We start from the raw sequence: 22097 nt of genomic DNA, 5'->3' as shown, positions 1-22097 counted from the left end.
ATGAAGGACGTGTAAGCCTGCGAAAAGCTTCGGGGAGCTGGCAATAGAGCGATGATCCGGAGATGTCCGAATGGGGAAACCCACCTAGCAATAGGTACTCTCTGCTGAACACATAGGCAGAGTAGAGCGAACGCGGAGAACTGAAACATCTAAGTACCCGCAGGAACAGAAATCAACCGAGATTCCGTCAGTAGTGGCGAGCGAACGCGGAACAGCTTGTACGTGTTATGGATTGTGTTAGTGGAAGGCTCTGGAAATGGCCGCCATAGTGGGTGATAGCCCCGTACACGAAAACGCATTCCAAGGACTAGGCGTACGACAAGTAGGGCGGGACACGCGAAATCCTGTCTGAAGATGGGGGGACCATCCTCCAAGGCTAAATACTCGTGATCGACCGATAGTGAACCAGTACCGTGAGGGAAAGGCGAAAAGAACCCCGGGAGGGGAGTGAAATAGAACCTGAAACCGGATGCATACAAACAGTGGGAGCCCTGTAAGGGGTGACTGCGTACCTTTTGTATAATGGGTCAGCGACTTACGTTCAGTAGCGAGCTTAACCGAATAGGGGAGGCGTAGGGAAACCGAGTCCGAACAGGGCGATTGAGTTGCTGGGCGTAGACCCGAAACCGAGTGATCTATCCATGGCCAGGATGAAGGTGCGGTAACACGCACTGGAGGTCCGAACCCACTAGTGTTGCAAAACTAGGGGATGAGCTGTGGATAGGGGTGAAAGGCTAAACAAACTCGGAGATAGCTGGTTCTCCCCGAAAACTATTTAGGTAGTGCCTCATGTATCACTTCCGGGGGTAAAGCACTGTTATGGCTAGGGGGTCATTGCGATTTACCAAACCATGGCAAACTCAGAATACCGGAAAGTGCGAGCATGGGAGACAGACGGTGGGTGCTAACGTCCATCGTCAAGAGGGAAACAACCCAGACCGCCGGCTAAGGTCCCAAATGATCAGTTAAGTGGTAAACGAAGTGGGAAGGCCCAGACAGCCAGGATGTTGGCTTAGAAGCAGCCATCATTTAAAGAAAGCGTAATAGCTCACTGGTCGAGTCGTCCTGCGCGGAAGATGTAACGGGGCTCAAACTGATAACCGAAGCCGCGGATTTGCACTTAGGTGCAGATGGTAGGGGAGCGTTCTGTAGGTCTGTGAAGGTGTGTCGTAAGGCATGCTGGAGATATCAGAAGTGCGAATGCTGACATGAGTAGCGATAAAGCGGGTGAAAAGCCCGCTCGCCGAAAGCCCAAGGTTTCCTACGCAACGTTCATCGGCGTAGGGTGAGTCGGCCCCTAAGGCGAGGCTGAAAAGCGTAGTCGATGGGAAACGGGTCAATATTCCCGTACTCTCGTATAGTGCGATGTGGGGACGGAGAAGGTTAGGTCAGCCAGGTGTTGGACGTCCTGGTTTAAGCCGGTAGGTGGGAGCGGTAGGCAAATCCGCCGCTCTATTAACACCGAGACGTGATGACGAGGCTCTACGGAGCCGAAGTGACTGATACCACGCTTCCAGGAAAAGCCACTAAGCTTCAGCTATACGAGAACCGTACCGCAAACCGACACAGGTGGGCAGGATGAAAATTCTAAGGCGCTTGAGAGAACTCAGGAGAAGGAACTCGGCAAATTGATACCGTAACTTCGGGAGAAGGTATGCCTCTTAGGGTGTAGGACCTCGCGTTCGAAGCCTCGAGAGGTCGCAGAGAATCGGTGGCTGCGACTGTTTATCAAAAACACAGCACTGTGCCAACACGAAAGTGGACGTATACGGTGTGACGCCTGCCCGGTGCCGGAAGGTTAAGTGATGGGGTGCAAGCTCTTGATCGAAGCCCCGGTAAACGGCGGCCGTAACTATAACGGTCCTAAGGTAGCGAAATTCCTTGTCGGGTAAGTTCCGACCCGCACGAATGGCGTAACGATGGCCACACTGTCTCCTCCTGAGACTCAGCGAAGTTGAAATGTTTGTGAAGATGCAATCTCCCCGCTGCTAGACGGAAAGACCCCGTGAACCTTTACTGTAGCTTTGCATTGGACTTTGAACAGACTTGTGTAGGATAGGTGGGAGGCTATGAAACCAGGACGCCAGTTCTGGTGGAGCCGCCCTTGAAATACCACCCTGGTGTGTTTGAGGTTCTAACCTTGGTCCGTGATCCGGATCGGGGACAGTGCATGGTAGGCAGTTTGACTGGGGCGGTCTCCTCCCAAAGTGTAACGGAGGAGTTCGAAGGTCACCTAGGTACGGTCGGAAATCGTGCTGATAGTGCAATGGCAAAAGGTGGCTTAACTGCGAGACCGACAAGTCGAGCAGGTGCGAAAGCAGGACATAGTGATCCGGTGGTTCTGAATGGAAGGGCCATCGCTCAACGGATAAAAGGTACTCCGGGGATAACAGGCTGATTCCGCCCAAGAGTTCACATCGACGGCGGAGTTTGGCACCTCGATGTCGGCTCATCACATCCTGGGGCTGTAGCCGGTCCCAAGGGTATGGCTGTTCGCCATTTAAAGTGGTACGTGAGCTGGGTTCAAAACGTCGTGAGACAGTTTGGTCCCTATCTGCAGTGGGCGTTGGAAGTTTGACGGGGGCTGCTCCTAGTACGAGAGGACCGGAGTGGACGCACCTCTGGTGTACCGGTTGTCACGCCAGTGGCATTGCCGGGTAGCTAAGTGCGGAAGAGATAACCGCTGAAAGCATCTAAGCGGGAAACTCGCCTGAAGATGAGACTTCCCTGAGGACTTGATCCTCCTGAAGAGTCGTTCGAGACCAGGACGTTGATAGGTCGGGTGTGGAAGCGCTGTGAGGCGTGAAGCTAACCGATACTAATTGCTCGTGAGGCTTGATCCTATCATTTGAGTGGCTTGGGCCACGCGGTGAAGTGTGCGACGTACGATCGATTACCCAAATTCGAAATGGAAGCCGACAGGCTTCCAGGCTTCTTCCAGTTTGTTGACAGTTTATGTCTGGCGGCCTTAGCGAGGTGGTCCCACTCCTTCCCATCCCGAACAGGACCGTGAAACGCCTTAGCGCCGATGATAGTGCGGCCTTGCCGTGTGAAAGTAGGACACCGCCAGACTCCCCTCAAGAAAGCCCAGCTCAACCGAGCTGGGCTTTTTGCATTGTGCGCCCGGCGGGGTGCGTTGCGCGCAAGTGCAACTTGACGGGCTGTGGTGGCCACTTGGGTGACTGGGAGGTGAAAGTCCTCCACTGGCCCGGCAAGGGGAACAGTTACCCTGGCGCAGTGGTCTCATTTCACGCTTGTCCATGCGTTTGTTTCCTTCTCGGCATTTTCGTCTACAACGGTAAGAAACTTTGCGTTGTCCTCGTGCAACAGGCGCAGCCCCGTCCAGTGGGGTTTTGCCACAGTTTTTCCCTGTTTTCCGGCTTTCCTGACGTGCCTTGGCTATATTTCTACACGCGCAATAAATAATGTATACAATAGTCAAAAATTCGTTGTTAGCCGAAGCTGATACATAGAGCAGGAGTTCAAGATGCAATTTGAGGTGTTTGCCCATACCCAGTCGCCGCTCAGGGACGCGATCACTGCGGCTTACCGCCGTGACGAGCGGGAGTGTGTACAAGCCTTGCTGCCGCAGGCGGCGATGAGCGAGGCGGAGGTACGCACGGCTCAGGATCTGGCGCGTCGTCTGGTGTCGCGTGTTCGCAAGGAACGGACCCGGGCCAGCGGGGTGGACGCCTTGATGCACGAGTTTTCGCTGTCGAGCCAGGAGGGGATCGCCCTGATGTGCCTGGCCGAGGCGCTGCTGCGCATTCCCGACCGCGAGACGGCCGATCGCCTGATCCGCGACAAGATCAGCAAGGGCGACTGGAGCGCCCACCTCGGTAACAGTTCGTCGCTGTTCGTCAACGCCGCGGCCTGGGGCTTGCTGGTGACCGGCAAGCTGGTGGCTTCGCACAGCGCCAAGGGCCTGTCGGCGGCGATGACCAAACTGATCGCCAAGGGCGGCGAGCCGCTGATCCGCAAGGGCGTGGACATGGCGATGCGCATGCTGGGCAAGCAGTTCGTGACCGGTGAGACCATCGGCGAGGCGCTGGACAACGGCGTCGAGCGCGAGTCGCGCGGCTACCGTTTCAGCTACGACATGCTGGGCGAGGCGGCGATGACCGAGGAGGACGCGCAGCGCTACTTCGACGACTACGTGATGGCGATCCACGCCATCGGCAAGGCGTCCAACGGCCGTGGCGTCTACCAGGGGCCGGGCATCTCGGTGAAGCTGTCCGCCATCCATCCGCGCTACGCCCGTGCCAAGCATGAGCGCATGATGGGCGAGCTGCTGCCGCGCCTGAAGCAGCTGTTCCTGCTGGCCAAAGAATACAATATCGGTTTGAACATCGATGCCGAGGAGGCTGACCGCCTGGAAATCTCGATGGACCTGGTCGAGGCCTTGGCCAACGATCCGGACCTGGCTGGTTTCGAAGGTATCGGCATCGTGGTACAGGCCTACCAGAAGCGCTGTCCTTACGTGATCGACTTCCTGATCGATCTGGCGCGCCGCACCAAGCATCGTTTCATGGTGCGTCTGGTGAAGGGTGCCTACTGGGACGCCGAGATCAAGCGTGCCCAGGTGGATGGCTTGCCGGGCTACCCGGTGTACACGCGCAAGGTGTACACCGACGTGTCCTACCTGGCATGCGCCAAGAAGCTGCTGTCGGCCCAGGACGCGATCTATCCGCAGTTCGCCACGCACAATGCTTACAGCCTGTCGGCCATTCACACGCTGGCCGGCGACAAGGATTACGAGTTCCAGTGCCTGCACGGCATGGGCGAGACCTTGTACGACCAGGTGGTCGGTTCGGCCAACCTGGGCCGGGCCTGCCGTATCTACGCACCGGTCGGCTCGCACGAAACGCTGCTGGCCTACCTGGTGCGCCGTCTGCTGGAGAACGGCGCCAACTCGTCCTTCGTCAACCGTATCGTCGATGAATCGGTGTCGATCGACGAACTGGTGCAGGATCCGGTGGCGGAGGCCGCGCGTCACGGCGGCCAGCCGCACGCCAAGATTCCGCTGCCGCTGGAGCTGTACGGTGCCGAGCGCGCCAATTCGCGTGGCCTGGACCTGTCCAACGAGCAGGTGCTCGCGACCCTGCAACTGGGGCTGATGGAATCTGAAAAGCAGTACTGGCAGACCTGCCCGCTGCTGGGCGACGGCGAGGTGACCACGGCCGAACCGCAGCCAGTGCGCAATCCGGCCGACCGCAACGATATCGTCGGTCAGGTGTATGAAGCGACCGAGGCCGATGTGGCGCGTGCGCTGGATCTGGCGGAAAGCGCCGCGGCACGCTGGGCTGAAACGCCGGTGGCCGAGCGCGCCGCCTGCCTCGAGCGCATGGCGACGCTGATGGAAGACAATATGCCGGCGCTGATGGGCCTGGCGGTGCGCGAGGCCGGCAAGACCTTGACCAACGCTATCGCCGAAGTGCGCGAGGCGGTCGATTTCTGCCGCTATTACGCCGCGCAGATCCGTGCCGAGTTTGACAATGCCAGCCATGCGCCGCTGGGGCCGGTGGTGTGCATCAGCCCGTGGAACTTCCCGCTGGCGATCTTCACCGGCGAGGTGAGTGCCTCCCTGGCCGCCGGTAACCCGGTACTGGCCAAGCCGGCCGAGCAGACCAGCCTGATTGCCGCTTTTGCCGTGCGCCTGTTCCACGAGGCCGGTGTGCCGCGCGACGTGCTGCAATTGCTGCCGGGCCGCGGCGAAGTGGTCGGCGCCGCGCTGACGCGCGATCCGCGTATCCAGGGCGTGATCTTCACCGGATCGACCGAAGTGGCGCAGATCATCCACCGTACGCTGGCGCAGCGCGGTGGCGAGGTGCCGCTGGTGGCGGAGACCGGTGGCCAGAACGCGATGATCGTCGACAGCTCGGCGCTGCCGGAACAGGTGGTGGCCGATGTGCTGTCCTCGGCCTTCGATTCGGCCGGCCAGCGCTGCTCGGCGCTGCGCGTGCTCTACCTGCAGAGCGACATCGCCGACAAGGTGATCCGCATGATCAAGGGGGCGATGGATGAGCTGACCGTGGGCAATCCGGCTCAGCTCACCACCGACGTCGGACCGGTGATCGACGCCGAGGCGCAGCAGAATCTGCTGGCGCATATCGACAAGATGAAGGCGCGGGCGCGCTGGACCTATCAGGCCAAGCTGCCCGAAAACGCCGGCCAGGGCACCTTCGTGCCGCCGACCATGTTCGAGATCGACAGCCTGAAGGATCTGACCCGCGAGGTGTTCGGCCCGGTGCTGCACGTGCTGCGTTTCGAGGCATCCGACATCGACCGCGTGGTGGACGAGATCAATAGCACCGGCTATGGCCTGACCCACGGCATCCACAGCCGTATCGACGAGACCATCGAGCGCATCGTGTCGCGCATCAAGGTGGGCAACGTCTACGTCAACCGCAACATCGTCGGCGCCGTGGTCGGGGTGCAGCCGTTCGGCGGCGAGGGCAAGTCCGGCACCGGACCTAAGGCCGGCGGTCCGTTCTACCTGTACCGCCTGACCCGCGCCAAGTGGCAGCCGGCGCTGAAGCTGACCCCGCAGTCGGCCAAATTGCCGGCGCTGCAGAAGCTCGACGCCGAGCTGGGTGGATTCGGGTTGGATGCGTCGACCCAGTCTCGCCTGCGTCAGGCACTGGGCGAGGCGAGCCGGCACACGCCACTGGCGCATGGGGTGGAGCTGCCGGGGCCGACCGGCGAGAACAACTCGCTGCTGTTTGCGCCGCGTGGCAAGATCGGCTGCGTGGCGTCGTCGACCGAAGGCCTGCTGCGGCAGTTGATCGCGGTGTTCGCCACCGGCAACCGCGCGGTGCTGGAGGAGAGTGAGAGCACGCGCAAGCTGGCCGGGAAGCTGAATGGTTACGTCGAGCTGAGCCGTGATGTAGTGGAAGCCGATGTCGCTGGCGTGCTGTTTGCCGGCAAGGCGGATGCAGCGGATCAGCTGCAGCGCCGTCTGGCCGCGCGCGACGGGGCGCTGATCCAGCTGCTGGCGGCCGACTCGGACGACATCAATCTGCACCGGCTGGTGGTGGAGCGCGCGGTTAGCGTAAATACCACGGCCGCGGGAGGAAATGCCAGCCTGATGAGTATGGGAGACTGATCGGGCTTGTCATGGGGTGGCGGGATTGGAATAATGCCGCCACACGTTTTACAAAGCGTTTGATATCAACTGCAGTGACATCCGCGCCGATCTACCGGTTGGTGTGGGAGAAAATCCTGACTACAAACAGAGGAAAAACGATGCAAGTGACCAAGCTGACCACGATCTCGTTCGCCGTAGCTGCCGCCCTGGCGGTTTCCGCCTGCGGCAAGAAAGAGGAACCGGCCGCCGAGCAGGCTGCTGGTGGCGCTCCGTCTGCCGAGACCACGGTCAAGATCGGCTTTGCCGCTCCGCTGACCGGCCCGCAGGCTCACTACGGCGAGGAATACAAGAACGGTGTGACCCTGGCGATCGAAGACGCCAACGCCGAGAAGCCGACCATCGACGGCAAGCCGGTCAAGTTCGAGCTGGTAGCCGAAGACGACCAGGCCGACCCGAAGACCGCGACCCAGGTGGCGCAGAAGTTCGTCGACGAGAAGGTGAACGGCATCATCGGCCACTTCAACTCGGGCACTTCCATCCCGGCCTCCAAGATCTACTCCGACGCCGGCATCCCGATGATCGCCATGGCGACCTCGCCGGTGTTCACCGCTCAGGGCTACAAGAACACCTTCCGCTCGATGACCTCCGATACCCAGCAGGGTAGCGTGATGGGCAAGTTTGCCGTCGAGAAGCTCGGTGCCAAGAAGATCGTTATCGTCGACGACCGTACCGCTTACGGCCAGGGTCTGGCCGACGAGTTCGAGAAGGCGGTCAAGGCTGCCGGCGGCAACGTGGTGAAACGCGAGTTCACCAACGACAAGGCTACCGACTTTGCCGCGATTCTGACCTCGATCAAGTCGTCCAATCCGGACGTGATCTTCTACGGTGGTGCCGACGCTCAGTCCGCGCCGATGGCCAAGCAGATGAAGCGCCTGGGCATCAAGGCTCCGCTGATTTCCGGCGAAATGACCAAGACCCCGACCTTCCTGCAACTGGCAGGCAAGGAGGCCGAAGGCTCCATCGCCTCGCTGGCAGGTCTGCCGCTGGAACAGATGCCGAAGGGCCCGGATTACGCCAGCCGCTACAAGGCGCGCTTCAACATGGACGTGGCGACCTACTCGCCGTACGGCTACGATGCCACCCGCACCATGATCGAAGCGATGAAGCAGGCCAACTCGGCCGATCCGGCCAAGTACCTGCCGGTGCTGGCCAAGATCGAGAACACCAATGCGGTGACCACCTCGAACCTTTCCTATGATGAGAAGGGTGATCTGAAAAACGGTGGCATCACCGTTTACAAGGTGGAAAACGGCGCGTGGAAAGTGCTGGAGACCATCGGCGGAGGCGCCGCCGCCGCTGCTCCGGCCGCCGCTTCGGCTGCCCAGTAATTCCGCCTGTCCGGGAAACCACAACGGCGCAGTGTATACTGCGCCGTTTTTTTCATTGGAGAACGACCATGGCCAGCCAGGATGTCGACGACTTGATCCGTCGCTTGCCCAAAACCGAGCTGCATCTGCATATCGAGGGCACGCTGGAACCGGAAATGATGTTCTCGCTGGCGCAGCGCAACGGTGTCACCTTGCCCTACGCCAGTGTGGAGGCAGTGCGAGCCGCCTATGATTTCAGCAACCTGCAGTCCTTCCTCGATCTGTACTACGCCGGTGCGGGCGTGCTGCAGACACGCCAGGACTTCTACGATCTGACCCGCGCCTACCTGCAACGCGCCCACGCCGACAACGTGGTGCACGTCGAGATCTTCTTCGACCCGCAGACGCACACCGCGCGCGGCATTCCCTTCGTCACCGTGCTCGACGGCATTCGCGACGCGCTGGATGAGGCGCGGGCGGAGTGGGGCATGAGTTCGCGGCTGATCCTGTCGTTCCTGCGCCACCTGTCCGAGGACGAGGGCTTCGCCACCCTGGCCGAGGCCTTGCCCTATCTCGACCGCATCGACGGTTTCGGGCTCGATTCGAGCGAGTTGGGCCATCCGCCGTCCAAGTTCGCCATGCTGTTCGCGCGTTGCCATGAGCTGGGCCTGCCGTGTGTGGCGCACGCCGGCGAGGAGGGCCCGCCGGACTACGTGTGGGAGGCGCTGGAACTGCTCAAGGTCTGCCGCATCGATCACGGCGTGCGCAGTCTGGAAGACCCGGCGCTGGTGAAGCGGCTGGCCGAGATCGGGATGCCGTTGACGGTGTGCCCGCTGTCCAACGTGCGCCTGAAGGTGGTGGGCGAGCTGGCCGAGCACAATCTGCGCCGCTTGCTCGAGGCCGGCCTCAAGGCCATGGTCAACTCCGACGACCCGGCTTACTTCGGCGGCTATCTCAACGACAACCTGCTGGCCTGCCGTCAGGCGCTCGAGCTGAGTGCGGACGAGGTGGTCACGCTGGTCAACAACAGCTTCGAGGCGAGCTGGCTGCCGGAGGCCGACAAGCAGCGTTGGCTGGCCGAGGTGGCGCGTATCCACGCCGAGTGGATGGCGGCCTGAACGAGTGGTATCAGGAGAAGGGGCATGAGCGAGGGCAAGCTGACCCCGTCGCCTTGCATCAAGCAATGCCGGCTCGACGAGGCAGGCCAGACCTGTCTCGGCTGCCATCGTACGCTGGACGAGATCGCCGGCTGGTCGGGGTTCGACGAAGCGGAAAAACGGGCGGTCTGGGCCCGTCTGCTGGCGCTGCCGCGGCAAGTCGAAACCAAGAGCTGCCACCGTTGCGGCGCCGGATTTCGTTGTGGTGAAGGCGGGCAGGACGGCGGCTGCTGGTGTGGCGAGCTGCCGCCGGTGCTGCCGCTGATGCCGGCCGGCGGCGACTGTCTATGCCCACCCTGCCTGCGCGAGACCTTGCGCCAGGCCTACGCCGCACGTGGCCTGCCCGCGCCGTTCTGAGCCTCTTTCCCTCTTCCTTGCCCTCTCTCGTTCCGGCCACTGCCGGCTGTCCCATCTGCTAGGGTTAAAGCTGAACGCCATGGCGTGTTGCGATGACGGTTGCCGGACAGGAGGGTGCGATGGACATGATCGAATGGCGCCTGCAAGGTGTCGAGTTTGCCACCTGCAATTGCAACTGGGGCTGTCCTTGCCAGTTCAGTTCGCCGCCCACGCACGGCAAATGCGAGGCGGTGGTGTCGATGCACATCGACCAGGGGCAGTTTGGCGACGTCAACCTGGACGGGCTCAGCTGGGTCGGCGTGTTCGCCTGGCCGGGGGCCATCCACCAGGGCAACGGCAGTTGCCAGCTTTACGTCGAGGACAGAGCCAGCCCGGCACAGCGCGAGGCGCTGCTGACCATCCTGTCCGGGCAGCATTCCGATCCCGGCGCCAACGTGTTCCAGATCTTCAGCACGACGCTCAGCCAGGTCTACGAACCGCAGTTCGTGCCGATTTCGTTCTCGGTCGATCCTGACAACCGCGTGGCCCGGACCTCGATTCCGGGTGTGCTGGAGGCGAGCGGCGAGCCGATCCGCAATCCGGTGACCGGCGCGGCGCAGCGGGCGCGCCTGACGCTGCCGGACGGCTTCGAGTTCACCGAGGCCGAGATGGCCAGCGGCAGCTACGCCACGCAAGGTTCCATCTCCATTGCTTCGCAACAGGGGCACGGCCACTTCGCCCGTCTGCACCTGACCGGCCACGGTGTGGTCCGTTGAGGCATGCTCTGCGCCCCGGGCAATGGCCGGTGCTATTGTGCCTGCTCGCCCTGAGCGGGCTGGCCTGGCTGGCCCTGTGGCGGCTGGGCGAGACCATGCCGGCGATGGGCATGGCCGGCATGGTGATGGAGGCGCCAATGGCGATGCCCTGGCGGCCGGCCGATTTCCTGCTGGCCTGGGCGATGTGGGCGGTGATGATGGCCGGGATGATGCTGCCCAGCGCGCTGCCGATGATCCTGCTCTATCAGCTGGTGGCGGGCCAGCGCCAATCCCGCCGTGAGGCGGCGTGGCAGGTGCTGCTGTTCGCCGCCGCCTACCTGCTGGTGTGGAGCGGTTTCAGCATTGCCGCCACGCTGCTGCAATGGTGGCTCGACCAGTCGTCGCTGCTGACGGCATCGCTCGCCATCGCCAGTCCCTGGCTGGGCGGCGGCATCCTGTTGCTGGCCGGCGTCTACCAATGGCTGCCGCTCAAAGAGACCTGTCTCGGCCACTGCCGCTCGCCGCTGAATTTCCTGTTCAGCCACTGGCATGCCGGGGCAAGCGGGGCGTTGCGCATGGGGATGGCGCATGGCCTGTATTGCCTGGGTTGCTGCTGGGCGGTGATGGGGCTGCTGTTCGTGGTCGGGGTGATGAACCTGCTGTGGGTGGCCTTGCTCAGCGCCTTCGTGCTGCTGGAGAAGCTGGTGCCGTTCGGGCGCTGGGGCAGCCGCCTGATCGGTGGCGTGCTGATGGCTTGGGGCGTGGCGATCTGGCTGCGATGAGTCCGTCGAGATGCCTGCCGATTTTTCCCGTGCCGTGCCGAACCACCTGCCAGATGGCCTGAGCGATGCCGAGGCCGCCGCCCTGCTGGCCCGCGTCGGTCCCAACATCCTGTTTGCCGAACCACGCCGCACGCTGTGGCGGCTCACCCGCGAAATCCTGCGCGAACCGATGTTCCTGCTGCTCTTGGTGGCGGGTTCGATTTATCTGCTGCTCGGCGACGTACGCGAGGCGCTGCTGCTGCTGGGCTTCGTGCTGGTCGTGGTGATGATGACGGTGCTGCAGGAGCGGCGCACCGAGCGCGTGCTGGAGACGCTGCGTGAATTGGCCAGTCCGCGCGCGGTGGTGCGTCGAGCAGGGGAGCAGAAAATTGTCGTCGCCACCGAGTTGGTGCCGGGCGACATCGTGCTGATCGGCGAGGGCGACCGGGTGCCGGCCGACGGTATGCTGCTGGTGGCCAACGAGCTGTCGCTGGACGAATCGCAGCTGAGCGGCGAGTCGGTGCCGGTGCGCAAGCTCGCCGGCCTGGCCGGCGCGGCCAGGGTGGGCGACCCTGGCGGCGATGATACCCCCTTCGCCTATGCCGGCTCGCTGGTGGTGCAGGGGCAGGGGGTGATGCGGGTCTGCGCCACCGGCAAGGAGACCGAGCTGGGCAAGATTGGCCGGATGTTGGGCGGAATCGAGCAACCAGCGTCCCCGCTGCAGCTGGAAACCCGCCACGCGGTACGCCGTCTGGCCGTGTACGGGCTGGTGCTCTGCCTGGGCGTGCTGGTGTTGTACGGGCTCACCCGCGGCAACTGGCTCAACGGCCTGTTGGCGGGCATCACGCTGGCGATGGGCATCCTGCCGCAGGAGTTCCCGGTGATCCTGACCGTGTTCATGGCGCTCGGTGCGCGGCGCATCGCTCAGGTGGGCGTGCTGACGCGGCGTCTCAACGCCATCGAGACGCTGGGGCAGACCAGCGTGCTGTGCGTCGACAAGACCGGCACGCTGACCCACAACCGCATGGCGGTGCGCCGGCTCTACGTCGATGGCCGTCTGCAGGTGATCGACGACACGCTCACCACGCTGGACGAACCGTACCACGAACTCCTCGAGTACCTGATCCTGGCCAGCGAAATCGACCCGATCGACCCGATGGAGCGGGCCTTTCACCGCCTCGGCAACAGCTGTCTCGCCGGTACCGAGCACCTGCGTCCCGACTGGGCGCTGACCCAGGAGTACGAGCTGACGCCGCAGCTGCAGGCGATGAGTCACGGCTGGACCGCGCCGGACCGGGACTATTACCCGGTGGCCAGCAAGGGCGCGCCGGAGGCCGTGTTCGATCTGTGCCACCTGAGCGAGGCGCAGTGCGCGCAACTGATGCATGAGGTCGAAGCCCTCGCCGAGCAAGGACTGCGTGTGCTGGCTGTGGCCAAGGCGCGCCACGACGGGGCCGAGTGGCCGTCGCACCAGCATGATTTCGAGTTCGAATTCCTCGGCCTGGTCGGGCTCGCCGACCCGGTGCGCGCCGAGGTGCCCGACGCCATCGCGCAGTGCCGCCAGGCCGGGGTGCGGCTGGTGATGATCACCGGCGATTATCCCGTCACGGCGCGGGCGGTGGCCCGTCAGGCCGGCATCGACGACGGCATGGTGGTCAGCGGCGAGATGCTGGAGCAACTGGACGATGCGGCGCTGTGTAGCGTGGTGCGCGAGGCCTGCGTGTTCGCCCGCGTGCGACCACACCAGAAGCTGCGGCTGGTCGAGGCGCTCAAGGCCAACGGCGAGGTGGTGGCGATGACCGGCGACGGTGTCAACGATGCTCCCGCCTTGCGCGCGGCGCACATCGGCATCGCCATGGGACGGCGCGGCACCCAGATCGCACGCGAGGCGGCGGCGCTGGTCCTGCTCGACGACAACTTCACCGCCATCGTCGATGCGATGCGGCAGGGGCGGCGCAGTTACGACAACCTGGTGAAGGCGGTCACCTACGTGATCGCCGTGCATCTGCCGATGATCGGCCTGACCATCGTGCCGCTGCTGGTCGGCTGGCCGCTGCTGCTGGCGCCGGCCCATGTGGTGTTCCTGGAACTGGTGATCGACCCGGTCGGCTCGATCGTGTTCGAGAACGAAACCGCTCATCCCGGCCTGATGCGGCGCCCGCCGCGGCCGGCTGGCGAGCCGCTGTTCTCGCGCCGCTTGTTGGCGCGTAGCTTATGGCAGGGGAGCGTGCTGCTGGCCGGCGTGCTGGTGCTCTACACCGGGGCCGTGCTGCTCGGTGCGGGCGCCGACGAAGCGCGCAGCATGGCGTTCCTGACGCTGGTCATGGGCAACCTGGCGCTGGTGTTCCGCAATCGCGACCCGGGTGCTCACCGCCGGGAGCGTAACCACGCCTTGTGGTGGGTGATCGGCATCACCCTCGGCATGCTGCTGCTGGTGACCCAGCTTAAGCCGCTGGCGGCCTTGTTCCGCTTCGGGCCGGTGACGGCGTGGCAGTACCTCTATTGCTTCTTCGCAGCCGCAGGTATCTACCTGCTGGCCGGCTTGCTGCGGAACGGTCGGCGCGGGGTTGTGGTGGACGCGGAGCAGGGTGGCGGCTAGGTACCTTCTCGACGTGAAAACAGCAAGGTCCGGCCGATCTTGCCTTGGCTTGACCTTGTCCGGCAATGAAGACTCGCGTGGATATTTCGAGGAATGTTTCTTCTCGCAAGGTTTTTTGTAAATTTAAGTTTAAGATTTTTTATTAGTTAAATGGATTGATTTGACTCAAATATATACGAATGCATTTTTCATAATATTTATATAAATGACATATTATGAGGTGGTGCATTATGTTTTCGACCATTGGAAGGCGGCTGGTATTACTCATGTTGGTGCCCTTGCTGGTGCTGTCATGTTTTTCTCTGGTGCTGATCTGGCAAAACTATACCGAGTACCAAAAAGCCAGGACGACGCGGTAACTGATGGAAGTGGCTATCGCCACCGGCAACCTGATTCACACGCTGCAAATCGAGCGCGGTGCGTCCGCCGGATTTTTGCAGTCACACGGCGCCAAGTTCGCCGACAAGTTACCCGCTGTCCAGCGGGCCTCCGATCACAAACTGCGGGTGTATCTGCAGTCCATCTCGCAAGACCGAGTGCTGCTCGATGCCTCGATGACCGACAATGCGCAACGGCAACTGCAGCAACTGGCTGACTGGCGGCAGAAGATTATTCGGCAGAGCACATTACCGGCACAAAGCTCCGCCTATTTCACCCATGCCATCGCTCAGCTGATGAAGACCATCGCCGTATTGGGCCGGCAAAACGATCAGGCCGATATCGTGCGCCGTTTGCAGGCTTACCAGACGCTGATCCTGGCCAAGGAGAATGCCGGCCTGGAACGGGCATTGTCGGTGCCGGTATTTATCGGCGACACAGTGACGTGGCCACAATACCGCCTGATTCTGTCCAGGATCGACAGTCAGAACACCCTCTTCGAGGTGTTCAATACGCTCGCCCGGCCGGATGAGATGGCCGGTGTCGCCGCGGTGATGCAAAGCCCGCAGGCCCGCCAGGTACAACAATACCGCGATCTGATGGAGATGCATTTTGCCGAAGGGGGCTTCGGGGTCAACGCCGAGCAGTGGTTTGCTGCCATTACCGCCAAAATCGATGCCCTGTTTGCCATCGAACAGCAGTTGACCGCCAGTATCCAGGCTCAGACGCAGGCCCAAGAGGGGCTTGCGTGGCGCAATCTGTGGTTCGTGATGGTGGCCGGCGGGATGACCATGCTGCTGACTGCCCTGGTTGGATTGTGGGTGGGGCGCAGCATTGGCCGTCCCTTGTTGAGTGTCGCCGATGCAGTGGAGCAAACCGTCGCCAACCGCGACTTGTCCCGCACGGTTTCGGCCAAGGGCGTGCTCGAGGCCCGGCAGATCGCGACGGCCTTCAACCATATGCTGCAGTCCTTCTCGAGCCTGATCCTGGATACGCAGCGTTGCGGCCAGAACATGGGGGTGGTCGCCTCGCAAGTGGCGGAGAGCAGCGTGCAGGTAAAGCAAAGCGCACAGCTACAGTCCGAAGCGGCCTCTTCGGTGGCCGCCGCGGTGGAGCAGACCTCGGCCAGCATGAGCGAGGTGGCCGGGAGTGCCCGTTCGGTGATGGAACTGGTGCATCAGACCAGGAATGAAACGGGTCGGGCCCTGCAAGTGATGCATGAAACCGTACAGCAGGTCAGGCAGATTGCGGCCCAGATTCACGAGTCGAGCAGCAATATCCGCTTGCTCGACGACAGTTCCAAACAAATCGGCGGCATCATCAATGTCATCAAGGAGATTGCCGAGCAAACCAATCTGCTGGCGCTCAATGCGGCCATCGAGGCGGCGCGGGCGGGCGAGATGGGGCGTGGCTTCGCTGTGGTGGCGGATGAAGTTAGGAGCCTGGCGGTACGCACCGCTACGGCGACTGCAGAGATTGCGGTGCTGATACAGGCGGTGCAGCAACGAATCGGTACCACTGTCAGCGGCATGCAGAGGGCCGACAAACTCTCACAGATCAGCTTGCAGTCGGTCAGTGCCAGCGAACAGGGCTTGGGGCATATCGACGAGGGTTCGCAACGGATCACTCAACATATGCTGAATATTGTCGGGGCGATCGAAGAGCAGGATCAGGCCTTGCGCGGCATCGCGCAGAACATCGAGCAAATCGCGCGAATGACCGAGGCAAACAGCGTTGTGGCAAACAGCAACAGCCGCCACGCTGAAAGTCTTGACCAGTTGTCGGGGAGTCTGGCCTTGGCCATCAGCCAGTACCGCGTCGTGCCGGTTTGAGCATCCCGTAACCTGCGCTGCCAGGGCCGTTTTCTCGTGCCGGGACTAGACATCTACACCGCTTGTTTGGGAACGGAACAAAACAATCGGGGCATCGATTCCTTGAATCGATGCCCCGATAAGGTGGTGGTGGGGTAGGCTGAAAAACGCAGGTGACCGCAGCTCGCTTAAGCTCGGCTAGAGCCAACCGCCATGGCGCCGCAGAGTCGCAATGGCATTTTCATGAACTGCGCGGTTCCTTTCCTCACTCCCCACAAGTCTGGTGCTTACTCTTCCGGCACGTTCATCGAGTTGATGTTGAAACCGCCGTCTACGTAGGTGATCTCGCCGGTGATGCCGGAGGCCAGGTCGGACAGCAGGAAGGCGGCGGTGTTGCCGACTTCTTCGGTGGTCACATTGCGGCGCAGGCAGGACTGGTTGGCGGCGATCGACAGCAGCTTGGAGAAGCCGGAGATGCCGGAAGCGGCCAGGGTCTTGATCGGGCCGGCGGAAATGCCGTTGACATGGATGCCGTCCTTGCCCACCCATGGCGGCCATGAAGCGCACCGAGGCTTCCAGGCTGGCTTTGGCCAGCCCCATCACGTTGTAGTGCGGGATGGCGCGCACGGCGCCGAGGTAGGACAGGGTCAGCAGGGCGCCATTGCGGCCCTTCATCATCGGGCGAGCAGCCTTGGCCAGCGCCGGGAAGCTGTAGGCGGACACGTTGTAGGCGGGGCGTGCGCCAGCCCGGTCAGCAAAAGGGTGGCCAATACGGTGTAACGGTTTTTTTCTTGAGGCATGAGAATCGTCTCTTCGCGGGTGGGAGGACTGGAGCGGATTATTCCCGGACCAGATGCCAGACGTTCTTGACGTTGTCTCCCAGGGTGTCGCCCGCCGCCTGATCCTTCGCGAAGTAATACAGTGGCTTGCCCTTGTACGCCCATTGCTTGCTGCCATCGTCACGGGTGATGACCGAGAGCTCACCCGTCGGAATGGCGCCGCTATCCGCGCGCAGCGGCGGCCAGATGGCGGGGCATTCGCCGTTGCAAGCGCTCTTGCCGCTGCCGGCCACGTCCTTGTCGAAGGTGTAGAGCGTCATGCCGCGCGTGTCGGTCAGTACGCCCTGGGTCTTGGTGACTGGTGCGTCGCCGGCCCAGGCCATGCCCGTCATCAGAAAAACCAGACTACTTGCTGCCAGATTCCATCGTTTCATCGCGTTCCCGTGGGGTTGAGGGTGGTTGGGGAGGGGCGTGGCCGCCTCCGGGAGGTCGGCCACGCCTATTCTTGAGCTGCGTGCTACGGCACAGGGCTTGTCATCAGACCTTGCCCTTCCAGGGCACCAGCACGCGCTCGAGGTAGCGCATCAGCAGGTCGAAGGTGAAGGCGAACAGACCGATCACGATCACGCCCATGATCACCACGTCGCTGGCGAGAAACTCGGCGGCGTTGAGCACCATGAAGCCGAGTCCGCGGGTCGAGGCCACCATTTCGCCGGCGACCAGCGTGGTCCAGCCCACCCCGATGCCGATGCGCATGCCGGTGAAGATTTCCGGCAGCGCCGACTTGAGGATGACGTGGCGGATCACCTGCATACGCGAGGCGCCCATCGAGTAGGCGGCGTGGATCTGCTCGATCGACACCGAGCGCACGCCCGAACGCGCCGAGATGGCCATCGGGGCGAAGATGGCGAGGAAGATCAGGTAGACCTTGGAGAACTCGCCGATGCCGAACCAGATGATCACCATCGGCAGGTAGGCGAGCGGCGGCAGCGGGCGGTAAAACTCGATTGGCGGATCGAAGATGCCGCGTGCCACGCGGCTAACCCCCATCAGCACGCCGATCGGAATGGCGGTGACGCAGGCCAGGGCAAAGGCGCCGAACACGCGGTACAGGCTGGTCTGGGTATGCTCGAGCAGCGTGGCGTTGGCGAAGCCCTCGGTCGATACCAGGATGAACTTGTCGTACACCGCCTGCGGCGACGGCAGGAACAGCGGGGACACCCAGCCGGTGGCGGTCACCAGCACCCACAGCGAGAACAGCAGGGCGACGGTGATGAAGCTGATGAGACCGCTGCTGCCCTGGCCGGGAGCGCCGAATTGCTCGCCGGGGCGGACCGATTTCTTGCTGAACAGTTTCGACAACATGCCTGGGCCGTCGTGGGGCTTGGCCGGGTGGCTACTCAGCGAGATCGAGCCGCGCTGACGGCGGAGAGAGACATTCGAGTCGTGTTTCAGGTTAGACATGGGACACCTCTTTCGCTTCGGCGGCACGCTCGTCGCCATAAATGATGCCAAGCACGGTTTCACGCATCTTGATGAAGTCGGGGCTGGACTTGATCGTCCTGGCATCGCGGCATTCCAGGAAGCGGCGGTTGAAGTCGAGCTCGTAGGTGTGGGTGATGCGACCCGGGCGCGGCGACATGACGATCAGCCGGCTGGCGAGGAACAGGGCTTCTTCGACGCTGTGCGTGATGAAGAAGAACATCTTCTGGGTTTCCTGCCAGACGTCGAGCAGCAACTCCTGGATGGTTTCGCGGGTGAGGGCGTCGAGTGCCGCCATCGGCTCGTCCATCAGCAACATGGCCGGGTTGCAGGTGAGCGCCCGGGCGATGCCCACGCGCTGCTGCATGCCGCCGGAGAGCTGGTAGATCATGTGGCTGTGGAAGTCCTGCAGGCCCACCAGCGCCAGGTTCTTGGCGGCCAGTGCGCGCCGTTTTTCCTTGCTCACGCCTTGCAGCTTGAGGCCGAATTCGGTGTTTTCCATCACGTTGAGCCAGGGCAGCAGGGCGTGTTTCTGGAACACGACGCCGCGGTCGGACCCGGGGCCCATGACCTTGTTGCCGCCCAGCGTGATGCTGCCTTCGGTGGGGGAGATGAAGCCCGCCATCAGGCTCAGCAAGGTGGTCTTGCCGCAACCGGATGCGCCCAGTGCTACCACGAAGTCGCCGCTCTTGATGGAGAGGTTGATGTTGTCGAGCGCATGGACCTGCTCGCCCGGGCGACGGCCCGGGTAGCGCACGCTGACATTGCTGACTTTAAGCTCTTGCATGAGAGTTCTCCTCAGATCAGATTCGGTCCTTTGGGACGTTGCCCGGGCCGGTACGGTGTCCCGGCCGGGCGTCCCCTGCCGGGCGCTTATTGTTTTTGCTTGAGTGCGGCTTCGGCGTACTTCGACGTGACGAAGGCGCTGTAGTCCGGGGCCAGCGCGTCGATGCGCTTCTGCTCCTTGAGGAATTCAGCCGTCGCCTTGAGAGCCTTGACGGCACCGCCGGTCTTGCCGCCACCGAGCCAGGTGGGGGAGATCTGTTGCTGGAGAGTCGGGTAGGCGTAGAGCTTGACCGCGTCGGCGGCTTCTTTGGCCGTGCTGCCCAGCATCTTGGCCATGGTCTTGGCCTGGGCCGAATCTGCGCCCCAGGCTTGCGGGTTGGCGCGATAGGCGGCATCGGCGTTGGCGATGGCCTTGGTAAAGCTCGCCATGAAAGCCGGGTTGGCGTCGGCCCAGGCGCGGCTCACCGCCATGCCGTCGAAGGTGGCCTTGCCCTTCCTGGACAGCTCGCCCGAGTTGATCAGCACCTTGCCGTTCTGCTTTATGCGCGCCAGGGCCGGGTCCCAGACATAGGCCGCGTCGATGTCGCCGCGCTCCCACGCCGCGGCGATCTGGTTGGGCTGCATGTTGAGGATTTCCAGTTCGCTTGGTTTGATGCCCCAGAGCTTCAGCGCGAACATGGTGTGGAAGTGGGTGGTGGAGACGAAGGGCACGCCGAATTTCTTGCCCTTGAGGTCGGCCGGCTTGGTGATGCCGGAACCGTTGCGTACCACCATGGCTTCGGCTTCGTTGATGTCGTCGAGAATCCAGAACAGTTGCAGCGGCAGGCCGCGGCTCACGGCGGCGGCGAGCGGGCTGGAACCGATCACGCCGATCTGCACGTCACCCGAAGCCATGGCGGTAGCGACCTTGGCGCCCGATTCGAACTGGCGCCAGTTGATCTTGTAGCCGGTGGCCTTTTCGGCCGAACCATCAGCGATCACGGTCAGCAACGGACCGGCGGTCTGCTGGTAGGCGATGGTGACTTCCTTCTGCTCTGCGTGTGCCATGCCGCCGGCGCCGAGCGCCAGCAGGGCTACCGACAACTTGAGAACCTTCTTGAAACTGCGTGCTCCGTACATGACTTTCTCCATCGTAATAAGAAATTATTAATTTGCCGGCATTTATACGCCGCATGGATTGTAATAGGGCGATTCAGTAAGGCCGATCTGACGGTGTCTATCGGGCATCGAGTCGGCTCGATGCCGCCGTGGGGCGTACTCCTTTCTTTACTGGGCGGCACGTCTCGCGTGAGCCGTGCGCGGCGGTCAGGCGCCCGGCAGGGGGCCGGGCGATCGGCGAATGGGCGCCTAGATGACTTCGTCCTTGAGGTGATACCAGCGATACAGCCACCATTGGCCGAAGCGGCGGAAGGGGGCGAACAGCTCCGATTCCACCACCTCGCGCACGTTCGGGAACGGCAGCTTGGAGCGGAAGATCGGCAGGTCCGGGGTGCCCTTGCCAGCGATGCTGGCGGCCAGGCGGCGGCCGGCTTGCGCCGAGTACATGACGCCGTTGCCACCGTAGCCGAGGGCGTAGTAGATCGTCTGCTTCGGGTCCGGCTGGTAGATGCGCGGCATCATGTCGTGGCTGACGTCGACCCAACCCCACCAGGAGTAGTCGATCTGGATGCCTTCCAGCGCAGGAAACTTGCGGTGCAGGTCGCGGATCAGGAACTGCTTGTACTTGTCCTCGGGCGCATCGTTGCCGGTGATGGCGCTGCGGCTGCCGATCTGTACCCGGCCATCCGGCATCAGGCGGTAGTAGTGGCGCAGAATGCGGGTGTCGGTGATGACTTGCGTGGTGCGGAAGTTGCAGGCATCGATCTCGGCTTGCGTCAGCGGACGGGTGACGATCGAGTTGGACAGGATCGGCAGCAGTCGGTTTTTCAGCTGCGGGTGCAGCCCCTGCGAGGTGTAGCCGCCGGTGGCGATGCCGACGGCACGAGCCCGCACGATGCCGCCTGGCGTCTTGAGGTAGTGCACGCCGTTGCGGGTCTCCCAGCCCATGACCGGACTCGAGGGGTGAACCTTGGCGCCGAGCGCGCGCGCCTTCTTCAGGTAGCCGAAGGCGAGCTTGCCGGCATGGATGCCTATCCCTTCCGGCTCGTGCATGGCGCCGGCGGCTTCCTTGTCGTCGACGTAGTCACGCTTGACGGTGTCAGCGTCGAGGATGCGGGCGTCATAGTTGAACACCTCGCGCAGGATCTTGGCTTCCTTCTCCAGTGCCGGCATGGCCTTGGGCCGGTGGGCGATGTAGAGGTGGCCGCCCGGCTGCGGGTCGCAGTCGATGTCCTTGATCAGGTTCTTGAAGGTTTCCATGCCGGCGCAGACTTCCTCGTGCATGCGCAGCGCGGTGTCGAGGCCGTAGCGGGCGATCCACTGCGAGCGCTTCAGACGGCCCGAGGCGCACTGGGCCTGCCCGCCATTGCGGGTGCTGCAGCCCCAGCTGACGCGGTTGGCTTCGAGCACGGTAGCCTTGATGCCGTATTCCTGGGCGAGGAAGATCGCGGTGGTGAGCCCGGTGAAACCGGAGCCGATGATGGCGACGTCGACGTCGATGTCGTGGGTGATCGGGCCGTCATCGGGCGGCGGGTCGCCGGCGGTGCCGATCCAGTAGGTCGGGGCGTAATCGCGGCCCTGGCCCGGGGTGCTGGCGACCAGCGGGTCGTAGGCCGGATCGTAGGGGGTGGACGGGCCGGTAGAGCGGCCCGTGTTCACCACGCGCTTTTGAGTAATGACATCCATGCTCGGACTCCTCGA

At 62.7% G+C, this 22097-nt stretch carries 13 protein-coding genes, 2 rRNA genes and 1 pseudogene (1 of these 16 only partly in view); 10 read left to right on the top strand and 6 right to left on the bottom strand.

Going from position 1 to position 22097, the window contains the following annotated elements; all coding sequences use genetic code 11:
• From PSEMAI1_RS0114530 to PSEMAI1_RS20680, 10 genes are all read left to right on the top strand, one after another.
• Positions 1-2843 (top strand): 23S ribosomal RNA (locus tag PSEMAI1_RS0114530) (it extends 48 nt beyond the left edge of the window).
• Between the two features lie 115 nt (positions 2844-2958).
• A 5S ribosomal RNA gene (gene rrf, locus PSEMAI1_RS0114525) occupies positions 2959-3072 on the top strand.
• A gap of 415 nt (positions 3073-3487) precedes the next feature.
• Entirely contained in the window at positions 3488-7105 is a 3618-nt protein-coding gene (gene putA / locus PSEMAI1_RS0114520) for a trifunctional transcriptional regulator/proline dehydrogenase/L-glutamate gamma-semialdehyde dehydrogenase (protein WP_024303584.1), read from the top strand.
• A gap of 140 nt (positions 7106-7245) precedes the next feature.
• Positions 7246-8475 carry a branched-chain amino acid ABC transporter substrate-binding protein gene (locus tag PSEMAI1_RS0114515; RefSeq protein WP_024303583.1) on the top strand — a complete coding sequence of 410 codons (1230 nt, stop codon included), beginning with the start codon at positions 7246-7248 and terminating at the stop codon, positions 8473-8475.
• 68 nt (positions 8476-8543) lie between these two features.
• Positions 8544-9572, top strand: coding sequence for an adenosine deaminase (locus PSEMAI1_RS0114510; RefSeq protein ID WP_024303582.1), 1029 nt, complete (start codon positions 8544-8546; stop codon positions 9570-9572).
• Positions 9573-9596: 24 nt separating this feature from the next.
• On the top strand, positions 9597-9968 hold the full coding sequence (locus PSEMAI1_RS0114505) for a DUF1289 domain-containing protein (protein ID WP_024303581.1): 372 nt from the start codon (positions 9597-9599) through the stop codon (positions 9966-9968).
• A gap of 119 nt (positions 9969-10087) precedes the next feature.
• Positions 10088-10723 carry a DUF1326 domain-containing protein gene (locus PSEMAI1_RS0114500; RefSeq protein ID WP_036986312.1) on the top strand — a complete coding sequence of 212 codons (636 nt, stop codon included), beginning with the start codon at positions 10088-10090 and terminating at the stop codon, positions 10721-10723.
• Positions 10720-11484: a DUF2182 domain-containing protein gene (locus PSEMAI1_RS0114495; protein WP_029770740.1), complete on the top strand. Its 765-nt coding sequence runs from the start codon at positions 10720-10722 to the stop codon at positions 11482-11484. Before PSEMAI1_RS0114500 ends, PSEMAI1_RS0114495 begins: the two co-directional genes overlap by 4 nt.
• 10 nt (positions 11485-11494) lie before the next feature.
• On the top strand, positions 11495-14062 hold the full coding sequence (locus PSEMAI1_RS0114490) for a cation-translocating P-type ATPase (protein WP_024303578.1): 2568 nt from the start codon (positions 11495-11497) through the stop codon (positions 14060-14062).
• A 362-nt stretch (positions 14063-14424) separates the two neighbouring features.
• Positions 14425-16272 carry a methyl-accepting chemotaxis protein gene (locus tag PSEMAI1_RS20680; protein WP_232219925.1) on the top strand — a complete coding sequence of 616 codons (1848 nt, stop codon included), beginning with the start codon at positions 14425-14427 and terminating at the stop codon, positions 16270-16272.
• Positions 16273-16538: 266 nt separating this feature from the next.
• Here PSEMAI1_RS20680 and PSEMAI1_RS20675 read toward each other — a convergent pair.
• From PSEMAI1_RS20675 to PSEMAI1_RS0114455, 6 genes and pseudogenes are all read right to left on the bottom strand, one after another.
• Positions 16539-16977, bottom strand: a pseudogene (locus PSEMAI1_RS20675) (SDR family oxidoreductase); the annotation flags it as partial.
• 112 nt (positions 16978-17089) lie between these two features.
• Positions 17090-17464 (bottom strand): lipoprotein, encoded by a 375-nt coding sequence (locus tag PSEMAI1_RS0114475; protein ID WP_024303576.1) that lies wholly within the window; start codon positions 17462-17464, stop codon positions 17090-17092.
• A gap of 103 nt (positions 17465-17567) precedes the next feature.
• Positions 17568-18494, bottom strand: coding sequence for an ABC transporter permease subunit (locus tag PSEMAI1_RS0114470; protein WP_084612706.1), 927 nt, complete (start codon positions 18492-18494; stop codon positions 17568-17570).
• Positions 18487-19299, bottom strand: a complete 813-nt coding sequence (locus PSEMAI1_RS0114465; RefSeq protein ID WP_024303574.1) for a taurine ABC transporter ATP-binding protein — start codon at positions 19297-19299, stop codon at positions 18487-18489. Before PSEMAI1_RS0114465 ends, PSEMAI1_RS0114470 begins: the two co-directional genes overlap by 8 nt.
• An 86-nt stretch (positions 19300-19385) precedes the next feature.
• Positions 19386-20417: a taurine ABC transporter substrate-binding protein gene (gene tauA / locus PSEMAI1_RS0114460; RefSeq protein ID WP_024303573.1), complete on the bottom strand. Its 1032-nt coding sequence runs from the start codon at positions 20415-20417 to the stop codon at positions 19386-19388.
• Positions 20418-20645: 228 nt separating this feature from the next.
• A complete protein-coding gene (locus PSEMAI1_RS0114455) occupies positions 20646-22082 on the bottom strand; it encodes an FAD-binding oxidoreductase (protein ID WP_024303572.1) in 1437 nt (478 codons plus the stop codon).
• Between the last annotated feature and the right edge of the window lie 15 nt (positions 22083-22097).

This window comes from Pseudogulbenkiania sp. MAI-1, from assembly GCF_000527175.1.
Lineage (GTDB): Bacteria > Pseudomonadota > Gammaproteobacteria > Burkholderiales > Chromobacteriaceae > Pseudogulbenkiania.
The sequence above is the reverse complement of the archived record's forward strand: the minus strand, read 5'-3'. Positions and strand labels throughout refer to the sequence as shown.

What these genes read in the sequence shown, in the direction of transcription:
- putA (WP_024303584.1), top strand. Translation starts at nt 3,488, where the DNA reads ATGCAATTTGAGGTGTTTGCCCATACCCAGTCGCCGCTCAGGGACGCG.
- PSEMAI1_RS0114515 (WP_024303583.1), top strand. Translation starts at nt 7,246, where the DNA reads ATGCAAGTGACCAAGCTGACCACGATCTCGTTCGCCGTAGCTGCCGCC.
- PSEMAI1_RS0114510 (WP_024303582.1), top strand. Translation starts at nt 8,544, where the DNA reads ATGGCCAGCCAGGATGTCGACGACTTGATCCGTCGCTTGCCCAAAACC.
- PSEMAI1_RS0114505 (WP_024303581.1), top strand. Translation starts at nt 9,597, where the DNA reads ATGAGCGAGGGCAAGCTGACCCCGTCGCCTTGCATCAAGCAATGCCGG.
- PSEMAI1_RS0114500 (WP_036986312.1), top strand. Translation starts at nt 10,088, where the DNA reads ATGGACATGATCGAATGGCGCCTGCAAGGTGTCGAGTTTGCCACCTGC.
- PSEMAI1_RS0114490 (WP_024303578.1), top strand. Translation starts at nt 11,495, where the DNA reads ATGCCTGCCGATTTTTCCCGTGCCGTGCCGAACCACCTGCCAGATGGC.
- PSEMAI1_RS20680 (WP_232219925.1), top strand. Translation starts at nt 14,425, where the DNA reads ATGGAAGTGGCTATCGCCACCGGCAACCTGATTCACACGCTGCAAATC.
- PSEMAI1_RS0114475 (WP_024303576.1), bottom strand. Translation starts at nt 17,464, where the DNA reads ATGAAACGATGGAATCTGGCAGCAAGTAGTCTGGTTTTTCTGATGACG.
- PSEMAI1_RS0114470 (WP_084612706.1), bottom strand. Translation starts at nt 18,494, where the DNA reads ATGTCTAACCTGAAACACGACTCGAATGTCTCTCTCCGCCGTCAGCGC.
- PSEMAI1_RS0114465 (WP_024303574.1), bottom strand. Translation starts at nt 19,299, where the DNA reads ATGCAAGAGCTTAAAGTCAGCAATGTCAGCGTGCGCTACCCGGGCCGT.
- tauA (WP_024303573.1), bottom strand. Translation starts at nt 20,417, where the DNA reads ATGTACGGAGCACGCAGTTTCAAGAAGGTTCTCAAGTTGTCGGTAGCC.
- PSEMAI1_RS0114455 (WP_024303572.1), bottom strand. Translation starts at nt 22,082, where the DNA reads ATGGATGTCATTACTCAAAAGCGCGTGGTGAACACGGGCCGCTCTACC.